The sequence below is a fragment of the Thauera sp. SWB20 genome, from assembly GCF_000831325.1.
Classification (GTDB): Bacteria; Pseudomonadota; Gammaproteobacteria; order Burkholderiales; family Rhodocyclaceae; genus Thauera; species Thauera aminoaromatica.
Genome location: NZ_JTDM01000015.1, coordinates 276,073 through 288,513, shown reverse-complemented (window position 1 = coordinate 288,513; position 12,441 = coordinate 276,073). Strand labels below are relative to the sequence as shown.

The 12,441-nt window shown below is 68.7% G+C and carries 8 protein-coding genes; 3 read left to right on the top strand and 5 right to left on the bottom strand.

The window, feature by feature from the left end:
* Window positions 1-135: 135 nt before the first annotated feature.
* Window positions 136-1,074: a LysR family transcriptional regulator gene (locus PO78_RS07365; RefSeq protein WP_043742921.1), complete on the top strand. Its 939-nt coding sequence runs from the start codon at window positions 136-138 to the stop codon at window positions 1,072-1,074.
* Window positions 1,075-1,445: 371 nt separating this feature from the next.
* Here the strand turns inward: PO78_RS07365 and PO78_RS07360 are convergent, their stop codons facing one another.
* Window positions 1,446-1,919, bottom strand: a complete 474-nt coding sequence (locus tag PO78_RS07360; RefSeq protein ID WP_004304752.1) for a universal stress protein — start codon at window positions 1,917-1,919, stop codon at window positions 1,446-1,448.
* 276 nt (window positions 1,920-2,195) lie between these two features.
* Between PO78_RS07360 and PO78_RS07355 the strand changes: the two genes are divergently transcribed.
* Window positions 2,196-2,906, top strand: a complete 711-nt coding sequence (locus PO78_RS07355; RefSeq protein WP_012584976.1) for a glutathione S-transferase family protein — start codon at window positions 2,196-2,198, stop codon at window positions 2,904-2,906.
* Between the two features lie 44 nt (window positions 2,907-2,950).
* Window positions 2,951-3,571 (top strand): glutathione S-transferase family protein, encoded by a 621-nt coding sequence (locus tag PO78_RS07350; protein WP_004304748.1) that lies wholly within the window; start codon window positions 2,951-2,953, stop codon window positions 3,569-3,571.
* A 22-nt stretch (window positions 3,572-3,593) separates the two neighbouring features.
* Here the strand turns inward: PO78_RS07350 and PO78_RS07345 are convergent, their stop codons facing one another.
* From PO78_RS07345 to PO78_RS07330, 4 genes are all read right to left on the bottom strand, one after another.
* Window positions 3,594-5,384, bottom strand: a complete 1,791-nt coding sequence (locus PO78_RS07345) for a bacteriohemerythrin (protein ID WP_043742920.1) — start codon at window positions 5,382-5,384, stop codon at window positions 3,594-3,596.
* Window positions 5,385-5,523: 139 nt separating this feature from the next.
* The gene (locus PO78_RS07340; RefSeq protein WP_004304744.1) at window positions 5,524-6,756 is read right to left on the bottom strand and encodes a response regulator; all 1,233 of its coding nucleotides are present in this window, start codon (window positions 6,754-6,756) and stop codon (window positions 5,524-5,526) included.
* A 38-nt stretch (window positions 6,757-6,794) separates the two neighbouring features.
* Window positions 6,795-10,019 (bottom strand): PAS domain S-box protein, encoded by a 3,225-nt coding sequence (locus PO78_RS07335; protein WP_043742919.1) that lies wholly within the window; start codon window positions 10,017-10,019, stop codon window positions 6,795-6,797.
* On the bottom strand, window positions 10,016-12,331 hold the full coding sequence (locus PO78_RS07330; RefSeq protein ID WP_043742918.1) for a putative bifunctional diguanylate cyclase/phosphodiesterase: 2,316 nt from the start codon (window positions 12,329-12,331) through the stop codon (window positions 10,016-10,018). Before PO78_RS07330 ends, PO78_RS07335 begins: the two co-directional genes overlap by 4 nt.
* Between the last annotated feature and the right edge of the window lie 110 nt (window positions 12,332-12,441).

The following is a 12,441-nucleotide window of genomic DNA, read 5'->3' as shown; positions in this document are numbered from 1 at the left end:
AGACGCAGTGTAAGCCGGGTCCGTGTTAACGGAACGCATATGTCCTTATATGTGATATATGCTCTCGCGTATCTGTCTGCTGGCGGCCAGTCGCTCCCGCCCCGGATCCACACAAGAACGACGAGGAGACCCACCATGAGCCTGCGGCGCAGTGACGACCCGCTCGACACCTACCTGTTGCGCGTGTTCGTGCTCCTGATCAGCGAGCGCAGCGTGTCGCGCACCGCGCTGCGCCTGAACCAGTCGCAGCCCGCGGTGAGCGCGGCCTTGAAGCGTCTGCGCGAGATCCTCGGCGATCCGCTGCTGGTGCGGGAGAAGGGCGGCATGGTGCCGACCGAGCGCGCGCTCGCGCTGATGTCGCACGCCAAGGGCGCGCTCGCCGAGATCGACCGCATGACCGATGCGCCGGAGTCCTTCGAGCCGCACAGCACCCGCCACGAGTTCCGCGTCGGCTCGCCCGACTATCTCGCGCCGGTGTTCGTCGCCAGCGTGGCCGAGCGCTTCCGCCGCGAGGCGCCGCAGGCGCGCCTGAGCCTGCACGCGCTGGGGCCGAGCTTCGACTTCGAGCGCTCGCTCGCGGAAGGGGACCTGGACGTGGTGATCGGCAACTGGCCCGAGCCGCCGCACCGCATGCACCTGTCGATGCTGCTCGAGGACGAGATCGTGTGCCTGGTGGCGGCCAGCCACCCGTGCGCAAAGAAGGGGATGAGCGTCGACGACTACCTGCGCGCCGCGCACGTGGTGCCGATGCCGTATTCGATCAGCCAGCGCGGGGTCATCGACAGCGTGCTGGCGTCGATGCGCATCAGCCGCGACGAGCGCGTGGCGGTGCAGTCCTTCACCGCCGCGCCCTACCTGCTGCAGGGCACCGATCTGGTGTTCACCACCACCCGGCACTTCGCGCAGTTCTACGCCAACCTGCTGCCGCTGGCGATCATCCCCTCGCCGATCGCTTTTCCACCGATGCGCTTCTACCAGCTCTGGCACGAGCGCAACCACCATTCCACCGGCCACCGCTGGCTGCGCCGACTGTTGTCGGATTGCGGGCGCAGGATCGCGCCACCGCATGCGTGAGCGGGATGGGGGCTTGCGGTCCGCGTGGTGCCTGCGGAGGAGCGCGGTGTTTCTGGAAACGGTGGATCGCGACTTGCGTCGCTCCTACGGAAACCGTTGTGGCGCTGGAACGCGGCGCGCCCCGAACCGCCGCGGCTCCGGAGCCATGCCGCAGGAGCGACGCAAGTCGCGATTGCCGCGCTGGATCGGCCGCGGTGCGAATCCCATGCGCCGGATCGCGACTCGCGTCGCTCCCACGCAGAAAGCACAGCGCCCGGGGAGGGACGTAGGAGCGACGCAAGTCGCGATTGCCGCGCTGGATCGGCCGCGGTGCGAATTCCATGCGCCGGATCGTGACTTGCGTCGCTCCCACGCAGGAAGCACCGCAGCGCTCAGCGGTCGATCGGCACCAGCATCACCGGGATGTCGGCCTTCATGGTGACCTTGTGTGCCACCGAGCCGAGCAGCAGCTCGCCGATGGTGCTGTGGCCGCGCGAGCCCATGACGATCACGTCGGCGAGCACATGCTTGGCGACGTCGAGGATGCGGCGCGAGGGGTCGCCCTCGAGCGCGCGCACGCTGGCGAGCACGCTCTTCACGTCGAGCTCGGGGTTGGCCTCGGCGAAGACGTCGATGCGATGGCGCAGCAGGGCCTCGGCCTTCTTGTGGCCGGCGAGCTTGATCTCGTCCATCTTCTCCTCGCTGAGGAACTCCTCGTAGGGCAGGCTGCTCGATGGAAGGGTCACGGTGACGGCGTGCAGCTTGGCGTTGAACTTCATCGCCAGGCCCACGGCGTGGCGGAATACCGCGGGCGAGCGCGGGGTCAGGTCGGAGGCGTAAAGGATCGAGCGGATTTCGTAGCTCATCGAGGGAACTCCCGGTTGCGGTGGTGTGGTCGGTGCCGGAGCGCGGTGTCCCGGCGGGCGTCCTGCATTCTCGTGGCCGGTGGATCCGGCGATGCCTGCGCAGGCGTCCTGGACAAAGTGTAGAGGCGTGCGCCGCGCCGGCGCAGCCGCGCCGCCCGATAGCGCATATACGGAATGCGTGATGACGCTCACACGTGCGGCCTGCTTGCGGCCGGGCCGGCACGGGCGGGATGATGATGCAAGAACGGGCCGCGGCCCGCAGCCATGGAGAATCGCATGATCGATCTGTACACCGCCGCAACCCCCAACGGCCACAAGGTCTCGATCGCGCTCGAGGAGCTCGGCCTGGCGTACTCGCTGCGCGTGCTCGACCTGTCCGCCAACGAGCAGAAGGAGCCCTGGTTCCTCGCCATCAACCCCAACGGTCGCATCCCGGCGATCGTCGACCACGACGAGGGCGACTTCGCGGTCTTCGAGTCGGGCGCGATCCTGATCTACCTCGCCGAGAAGACCGGCCGGCTGATGCCGCAAGACGCCAGGGGGCGCTCGCGCGTGCTGCAGTGGCTGATGTTCCAGATGGGCGGCATCGGCCCGATGATGGGCCAGGCCAACGTCTTCTTCCGCTATTTCCCGGAGAAGATCCAGCCCGCGATCGACCGCTACCAGGGTGAGGTCAAGCGCCTGTTCCGCGTGCTCGACGGCCATCTGGCGAAGAACGAGTACCTCGCCGGCGACTATTCCATCGCCGACATCGCCAACTGGGCCTGGGTGCGCACGCACAACTGGTCGGGGGTGGCGATCGACGACCTGCCCGACCTCGCGCGCTGGCGCGACCAGATCCGCGCCCGCCCCGCCGTGCAGCGCGGCATCGAGATGCCGCCGTCCAGCTTCGACCGCGACGGTGACGGCGAGGAACAGGCCAAGGCGTTCTCGGCGAAGGTGCGCAACATGGTCGAGACCGGCCAGTCGCGCAGCGGTGGAGTCTGAGGGCCCCCGCGGCCCTGCCGGTTCAGGACATTCCAGGAGACCCCATGAAGCTCTATGTATCACCCCGGGCGCCCAATCCGCGCCGCGTGCAGATGTTCATCGCCGAGAAGGGCATCCGCGGCATCGAGGAGGTCGCGGTCGACCTCGTCAAGGGCGAGCACCGCAGCTCGGACCACCGCGCACGCAGCCCGCTCGCCAAGGTGCCGGTGCTGGAACTCGACGACGGCCGCTACCTCGGCGAGACGCGGGCGATCTGCAGCTACCTCGAAGGCCTCTACCCCGAGCCCAACCTGATGGGCGAAAGCTTCGAGGAGCGTGCCTTCGTCGAGATGACCGACCGCCGCGTCGAGCTCTACCTCTTCGGCGGCATCATGAACTGCGTCCGCCACACCCATCCCGGGCTGGCGCCGCTGGAGCAGCCGCAGTTCGAGGATTTCGGCCGCTCGCAGGGCGAGAAGGTGCGCGAGGTGGCGCGCTGGCTCGACGAGGAGCTCGGCCGCCAGCCCTTCGTCGCCGGCGAGCGCTTCACCATCGCCGACATCACGGCCTTTTGCGCGATCGAGTTCGCGCGCGGGCTGATGAGGTTCAGGCCCGGCGCCGAGGGCATGGCCAACCTGCAGGACTGGCGCGACCGCATCGCCGAGCGCCCGAGCGCGCGGGTCTAGGTGCGCGGCTGCGCGGGAAGGATCAGGAACCCGCGCGTTCGCGGCGGCTGCGGTCCAGCCAGTAGAGCAGCTTCGAGTACAGCACGGCGGGCATGATCGGCTTGGTCAGGAAGTCGTCCATGCCGGCCTCGAGGCAGCGGACCCGGTCCTCGGCGAAGGCATTGGCCGTCAGGGCGATGATCGGCACCTCGCGCCCCCAGTCCTGGGTCCGGATCCTGCGCGTCGCGGCGATCCCGTCGACAACCGGCATCTGCATGTCCATGAGGATCAGGGCCGGCTTGCAGCGTTCGGCGAGCGCCGCGGCCTCTTCTCCGTCGGCTGCGCATTCCGGCGCCAGCCCGCCGCGCGACAGCAGCACCCGGGCGATTTCCCGATTGACCTTGTCGTCGTCGGCCAGCAGCACGCATGCGCCGCCATGCCGCTCGGCGAGCGCGCCGCGGATCTCCAGGGGCGAACCCGTGGGCGCCACGACCTCGTCGGCCTTCACCTTGCGCAGGCGCGTGGTGAACCAGAATCGACTGCCGCGACCAGGCTCGCTCTCGGCGCCCGCCTGCCCGCCCATCAGCTCGGCGAGACGCGCGGTGATCGCCAGCCCGAGCCCGGTGCCGCCGTGCTCGCCCGTCGAGGTCGCCTCGGTCTGGGTGAAGGGCTTGAACAGACGCCGCAGTTCGGCGGCAGCGATGCCCGGCCCGGTGTCCTCGACCACGAAGCGGACGTCCACCGCGTCCGTGTCGACCGCGCTGGCGCTGCAGCGCACGGTGATGCCACCCCGCTCGGTGAATTTCAGCGCGTTGATGAGGTAGTTGACCAGCGCCTGGCGCAGACGCGTCGCGTCGCCGAGGAAGGTGCCCGGCGGCAGGTCGAACTCTGCACGCAGGCTCAGCCCCTTGGCCTCGGCCTGGTGGGCGAGCATCGCCATCGCCTCCTCGACCACGCCGCGCAGGTCGAGTGCGGCCTCGTCGAGCGTGAACTTCCCCGCTTCGATCTTCGACAGGTCGAGGATGCCGTTGATGATCGAGAGCAGGTGCCTGCCTGCGTTCTCGATCACGTCGAGCCGCTCCCGCTGGGACGCCGGCAACTCCTCCTGGTGCATCAGGTGCGACATGCCCAGGATTGCAGCGAGCGGTGTGCGGATCTCGTGGCTCATGCTGGCGAGGAAAGACGATTTCGCCTCGCTGACACTTTCCGCGTTCTCCTTGGCGCGCTTGAGCGCCTCGTGCGCCTTTTGCAGTTCGGCTTCCGCCTGGCGGCGACGGTTGATCTCCCGCGTCATCGCCATCGTGCGGTTGGCGAGCTTGTCGTACATCACCAGCACGGTCTCGACCAGGACGCGCATCGAACCCGACATGGTTTCGTCGGCTTGCGTCCTCGCCTGCTCGAGCGTCAATCCGCGCTGCACGCCGTGTACGACCAGGGCCATGCGGCGGTCCGCCTCGAGGATGTGCAGTGCCAGCCAGCGGGTCAGAAAGTTGACGATGTTCTCGATCACCGTCTCGAAGGGTTTGGTGGATTCCTCCGCCTTCAGACGCAGGACCTCGTCGATGAAACGGACGTGAGATTCATGGCGGCCCGCGACGCCGGCGTACTCGCCCAGATGCGCCTGCCAGAGCGCCTCCTCGGTGGTGAAATGGACCTCGACGTAATCGCGCAGCTGGTCGAACACCGAATTGAGCGTGGGGGCGTCGGATTGGAAGGCGAGATGCGTGACGAGACGGTTCAGCAGTGCCACGAGCTGCTGGTGCTGTGCATCGATGACCGCGATGCCGGTGGCGAAGTTGCTGTCCCACGGGAAGATCTCCATCTCGGTGATCATTGCTGCGGTGCTCGGGGCAGAGGATGGCATCTTGAAGGTGGCGAATCTTGTAAATATTCCAGATATGGCGACGATGGTTGATATTTCACGCGTCGACGCGAATTCTGCCGGCTGCCGGCCTTGCCCTCAAACGCCCTCCTCACGGGGCGAGGTGGCGAGCGAGCTTCTGCAGCAGGATCTCGCGGTCGAACGGCTTCACCAGGAAGTCCACCGCACCGGCCTTGAGGCTGGCTTCGAGAACCTGGCGTTCGCTGTGACCGGTGATCATCACCACCGGGATGGCCGCAAAACGCGGGATGGCCTTCAGGCGTCGGGTGAGTTCCACACCGTTGAAGTCGGGCAGCGCGACATCCATCAGGATGAGATCGGGGGGCTGGCGGCCGAGCACCGCAAGGGCTTCGGCACCCGAGTGCGCGATGATCGAACGGTAGCCGGAATTGCCGAGCAGGCGTTCGAGCAGCTTGCACTGGAAGGCGTCGTCGTCGACCACCACGATGAGGGGCGGTGTCCTGCCAGCGAGTTCGCCGAGTTGGCGAGCCGCATCGAGTTGCGGCTTGACGTCCGCCTTGAGCCCGCCGATCCATTCGGTGAGCGGCACCACCTTCTTTTTCGCCTCGTCCACACGCAGCTTCGCTTCCTGGATGACGTCTTCTTGCGGTGTCACGGCGAACTGGGTCGGCCGATCCAGGCCCGAGGGCACGTCGCCGACGTCGAGCTCGAAGCTGTCCGTGAATGCGGGCAGGACGTCGAGGCCTGCGTCCGGGATGGTGGCGCTGTCGCTGGAGGGCGCTGCGGGCGCCGCAGGGCGGGGCTGCGCGCTGGAGGCTTCGATTTCCGCTGCCTGAAGTGCGCGCTCGAGCGCGTCCGCATGCTGGCGACCGACCTCGATGCGATCGTCCAGCACGGTCTCCAGCTGGCTGATCGAGCGCGCGTGCGCGGCGACCTCGCGTGCGTTCGGCGTGTCCCGCTGGGCCTGCAACGAGCGGCCGGCGATGAGGACCGACATGGCCAGGCGTGGCGTGTCGAACACCATGGGCCAGTACAGGACGTAGTCGTCGAAGTACTCCTTGCGGCACAGCTCGAATGCGCGATGGACGTTGTCCTTGTCGCACAGCACGATGCTGCGGTGAGGCAGGGAGTGCACCACCTCGCTGTGACGATAGAGGCCGAGCGAGTAGCGCTCGGCGCGCTCGAGGCTGGTGAAGGCCAGCACCACGACGTCGGGCTGGACGCGCTCGAAATCGGCGATGAAGCGGCTCTCGATCGTCGACGTCTCGATGTGCTCGAAATGGTCCGCGAGCAGGCGCGCGATCTGGGCCGCATCGGCCGCGACGTCGGTAACGACCAAGACCTTGAGGGTCTCGAGGTTCATCGGTTCCGGCTCTGTCGGTGGGATCCGTATTCTAGCGGCTACCCAGGCCGGGGGGTATCGCCACGCGCAGGCGGAACTCCTGCGGCCTGTGTGCCTTGCATCGCGGTGAGCGTGGCTGCCAGGGCCGCCTCGAGCAGCCCGCCCTGGCGCTGCACTTGGTCGCCATCGTCGTCGCGACCGGCCTGTTCGAGCGCGGCGCAGATTTCGCCGAGCTGCATGGCGCCGACCGAGCGCGAGGAGGACTTCAGGCGGTGGGCGAGCTCGCCGGCCCGGCGCCAGTCGCCGTCCTCGCACGCCTTGCGGATGCTGCGCACGGTGTCGCATGCGGAGAGCCGGTATTCGCCGAGAAACTCCGCGATCAGCGCCGCATCGTTGCCGATCAGTCCCGGCAAGGCCTGCGGATCGAACACCGTAGGGGGCGCCGCCGGGGCTGCCGGCGCGGTGCCGGCGGGAGTCCGCTGCTCGGTGTCCGGTTGCAGCCAGCGCGCGAGCACCTCCTGCAGCGCCGCAACCTGTACCGGCTTGAGGATGAAGTCGTCCATGCCGGCGTCGATGCAGCGCTCCTTCTCTCCGCGCAGGGCGTTTGCGGTGACCGCCACGATCGGCGTACGCCGGCCCGGCGCTTCCTCGCTGCGGATCCTCGCCGTGAGTTCGTAGCCGTCCATCCCGGGCATGTGGAGATCGGTCAGCAGCAGGCTGTATTGACCCTGCCGCCAGCGCTCGAGTGCCTCGAAGCCATCCTCGGCGGTGTCGCATTGCAGCCCGAGGAGTGCGAGCTGTCGCGCGATGACGCGACGATTGATGTCGTTGTCCTCGGCGACGAGGATGCGGCGACCGGCCTCGCCGGCTCCGGGTGTCGCAAGCGGCGGGGTGGGCGAGGGGCGAGCGAGCGCCGTGCTGCGGGCTGGCTCGCTGCGCGTGGCCGAGCCGTTGGTCGCGGCAAGCGGGAGCGTGACCACGAAGCGGCTGCCACGCCCGGGAAGGCTGTTCACCTCCATCCGGCCCTTCATCATGCGCACGAGGCGCGTGCAGATCGACAGTCCGAGTCCGCTGCCGCCGAAGCGGCGGGTGGTGCTGGATTCGGCTTGCGAGAAGGGGTCGAAGATCTTTTCGATCGCCTCGGGGGCGATGCCGATGCCGTTGTCGGTGACCATGAAGCGGATCCGGCCTGCGCCGGCGGTCTCGACGCGAATCTCGACGCGGCCGGGGCGGTCGAGGCCGGAGGAGAACTTCACCGCGTTGCCGACGAGGTTGCACAGGATCTGCTGCAGGCGCAGCGCGTCGGTGCGTACGACCGCGGGCACGTCGGGGTCGATGCGGGTACTCAGCCGGACCGACTTGCGGTTCGCGACCGTCTGCAGGATGCCGACGACACGCGCGATCAGGTCGGGGATCGATGCGGGGCCGACGTCGAGCTCGAGATTGCCCGACTCGATCCTGGAAAAGTCGAGGATGTCGTCGATCAGCCGCAGCAGGGTCTCGGCGGATTCGCGCATGATGCCGACCATCTCGACCTGTTCCGTGGAGAGCTGCGAATGGCTCAGCACGTCGAGCAGGCCGATCACCCCGTTCATCGGCGTGCGGATCTCGTGGCTCATCGTGGTGAGGAACTCGCTCTTTGCGCGGCTGGCGATGTTGGCCGCATCGAGTGCGTGCTGCAGTTCGGCCGTCCGGCTCTCGACCAGGCCCTCGAGGTGTTCGTGGTAGCGCAGCAGTTCCTCTTCCATGCGCCGTTGCGCGGTGATGTCCTGCTTGACCGCGACGTAGTGGGTGATGTGCCCGCTTTCGTCGTGGATCGGCGTGATCGTCACGCGCTCGAGGTACTCGCTGCCGTCCTTGCGGCGGTTGAAGAACTCGCCCTGCCAGGAGCGGCCGTGGGTGAGCGTGTTCCACAGGTCCGCATAGGTGGCCGGGGTGGTGCGTCCGGACTGCAGCAGGCGCGGGTTCTGGCCGATGGCCTCGGCACGGGAATAGCCGGTCTTGTCGATGAAGGCCTGGTTGACGTACTCGATCTCGGCCCGGGTGTTGGTGATGACGATGCTCTCCGGGCTCTCCTCGACGGCGCGCGACAGCTTGCGCAGCTCATCCTCGGCCGCCTTGCGCGCGCTGATGTCGAGTCCGAATGCGAAGCGCGCGACGGCGCGGCCGCGGTCGTCGAGCAGGGCGGTCACTCCGATCACGAGCGGCAGCCGGCTGCCGTCCTTGCGCAGGTGAACGGTCTCGAAACTGGCGTTGCCGATGCGATCGGCCTCGGCGAGGTGAGCATGGAGTTGCTCGCGCTCGTCCTCGGGGTAAAGTTCGTCGATCCGCATGCCGCGCAGCTCCTCGATCGAGTAGCCGTGCTGGCTCGCATAGGTGGCATTGACGTCGATGATCGTGTTGTCGGACACGTCGTGCATCGCGAGGCCGAGGTTCGACAGGCGGAAGAAGCGCTCCCAGCGTCGCGACAACGCTTCGGCCTGCTTGCGCTCGGTGATGTCGTGCACGATCGAGAAGACCATGGAGCGGTTGCCGTCCTCGGTCGGTCCGCTGTGGACCTCGACGTCGCGGACGGAGCCGTCGGCGCGGCGATGGCGGAACTCGAAGTGCTTGCGCTCTTCCGCATGGGCCGCCTTCAGTTCGACGAGCAGCGCCTGCGGGGACAGGGTGTTGATGTCCCCGATCTGCATCGTCTGCAGCGTTTCCCTGGACCAGCCGTAGAACTCCTCCGCGGCGGGGTTGGCGTCGAGGATGCGACCGCTCTCCGGGTCGAGGATCAGCATCACCGCGTGGCTGTTGTTGAAGATGTGCGCGTAGCGGGCTTCGCTGAGGTCGCGCGCGCGCTCGGCCTCGAGCTGTCGGGTGAGGTCCTTCGCGAAAGAGAGCAGCGAGACGAGCCGGCCTTGCGGGTCGCGGTTCGCCCGGTTGTGCCATTCGCAATGCAGCAGGCGGCCGTCGCGCGTGAAGTTGCGGCCGATCACCGGCGGCGTGGGACCGTCCGCGGTGATGGCCTGGCCGATCGCGCGCTTGACCGCCGCCGCGTCGTCCGGATGGGTGAAGCTCCATTCGTTGGGGCGCCTGCCGAGCACCTCCGCAGCGGACCAGCCGAAAACCCGCTCGGCCTCGGGCGACCAGCGCAGGACGCGCATGTCGCGGCCCCACTCGATGACCGCGAACGGGCAGGCCTCGATGAAAAGCTCGATCGCTGCCGCGGAGGGGGGCAAGGCTGGCGTCGGGGCAGGGAGGCTCACGGTGGCGCGCTGTGCCGGGTGCGGATCGTTCATCGGTCGCGATCTGCCCCGCCCCGGGGCTGCGCGCCGCTCCCGTGCAAGGCGTCCGTCGCGGACATCCGTGCGCGGAAGCTCTCCACCGCCTCGGGGCGGGCGAACAGGAAGCCTTGGAAGGCGTCGCAGCCGTTGTCGAGCAGGCAGGCGTGCTGTGCGGAGGTTTCCACGCCCTCGGCGACGACGCGGATGCGCAGGGTGTCGGCGAGTGCCATGATGGTGCGCACGATCGCCAGGCTGCTGGCGTTGGCGGGCAGGTCGCGGACGAAGGTGCGGTCGATCTTGAGCTCGTCGAGCGGCAGGCGCTGCAGGTAGCCGAGCGAGGAGTAGCCGGTGCCGAAGTCGTCGATCGAGAAGCGGATGCCCATCTCGCGCAGGCGGGTCATGGCCTCGATGGCACGCTCGATGTCGGTGAGCAGCAGCGATTCGGTGAGCTCGAGCTTGAGCCGCTCGGCGGGGGCGCCGGTGCGCGCCAGCAGCGCGAGCACCTCCTCGACGAAACCGGGCTCGTAGAGCTGGGCGGCGCTGACGTTGACCGCCATCACCAGGCCGTCGGCGCCGGGGAGCGCGACCCAGCGTGCGAGTTCCTCGCAGGCGAGCGCCATCGCCTCGCGTCCGAGCGCAGGCATCAGGCCCGCCTGCTCGGCGATCGGGATGAACAGGGCGGGCGGGGTCGGTCCGTGCCCCTCGCGGTTCCAGCGCAGCAGGGCCTCGGCGCCGATCAGGCGTCCGCCGGCATCGAGCTGGGGCTGCAGGTGGAGCAGGAACGCGCCGGTGCCGATCGCGCCGCGCAGCTCGGTCTCCAGCGCGAGCCGGTCGGCCAGCTCGGTACGCATGTGCGGATCGAAGACGCGGGCCGTGTTCTTGCCCGAGCGCTTGGCCTCGTACATCGACAGGTCGGCGCGCTGCATCAGTTCGTCGGCCGTGTGCTCGTGGCCGTTGAAGATCACCAGGCCCAGGCTCGCAGTGCATTTGCGGTCTCGTCCGTCGAGACGGTAGGGATGGCCGAGCTGTTCGAGCAGTTTGTCCGCGACCTGACGCGCAGCGAGCAAGGCCTCGTCGGCAGATTCGGCGAGCAGCTCGAGCAGGACCACGAACTCGTCGCCGCCGAAGCGTGCCACCGTGTCGGATTCGCGCACCACGCCGCGCAGGCGTGCACCGGCCTCGCGCAGCAGCACGTCGCCGTTGTGGTGGCCGAGCAGGTCGTTGATGTCCTTGAAGTCGTCCAGGTCGATGAACATCAGCGCGCCGTGCAGGCCGGTGCGCGCATTGGTGGCGATCGCGTGGCCGAGGCGCTCGACGAGCAGGCGGCGGTTGGGCAGCGTGGTGAGCGGGTCGTAGTAGGCGAGCTTGCGGATGCGCTCCTCGGCGGCCACGTTGGGCGTGATGTCCTGCACCAGGATGGCCGCCGCGCGGCGCCCGCCGATCGGGGCGTCGATGGCCTGGATCCAGGCCTGGAATTCGCGGTGGCCGGCGGGCGTGTCGAGCGCATAGCGGGCGCAGGTCCGCTCCGGGCTGGCCAGGGCTTGCTCCAGCGCCTCGCGCAGCACGGCGGCCGGTCCCGCGGGCAGCACGTCCTCGGAGCGTCGACCGATCACCTGCTCGGGCGGTGCGGCGAGCAGGTTTTCCTGGCGGGTGATGACCTCGAGGTAGCGGCCGTCCTCGTCGACCACGAAGACCAGGTCGGGGATGGCCGCGGTGATCGCGCGCAGGCGCGCCTCGCTCGCCGCCAGCGCGCGTTCGGTCGCGCGGCGCTGCTCGAGGTCGCGCAGCAAGGCGCCGAGCAGCAGCGTGGCGGCCCCCATCAGCAGCAGGTAGGGCAGGCCGAGGTTGGCGAAGAGACCGGCGAGGGACTGGTTGGGGACCGTTGCGATCAGCAGCAGGCTGGTGGCGTGGGTGAATACGCCGAAGAGGAAGAGCTGCAGCGGCGCCGGCCGCAGCCAGCCGCGCGCGGCGCCGAGGCGGAAGGCGAGGCCGAGCAGCACCGCCAGCGTGATCGTCGTCACGCCGATGAAGACGCCGCTGCCGCCCAGCCAGATGCGATAGGCTGCGGCGGCCAGGCCGGCCACGGCGCCGGCGAGCGGACCGCCGAAGAGTGCGCCCACGCTCAGCACCACCGAGCGCGGATCCACGATGACGCCGGGCGCCAGCGTGATCGGCATCATCATGCCGGCGATGCAGGCCAGCCCGTAGATCAGCCCGGACCCGACCGCGAATGCCGGGCCGCCGTGCGCGCAGCGGCGTGCCAAACCGCCCTGCAGCAGGCAGAGGGCGAGCAGCAGGGCGGTGGCCTGGAGCAGGTCGAGGATCATCGGGCGGGTACGGGCAGGCGGACCTGCGCCGGAGCGTGTTCGGATGCCGCAGATGCTAGCCCGCGCTCCGCCCGGCTGCTGCCGACTGCGTCACGCGCGACCCGAGATGG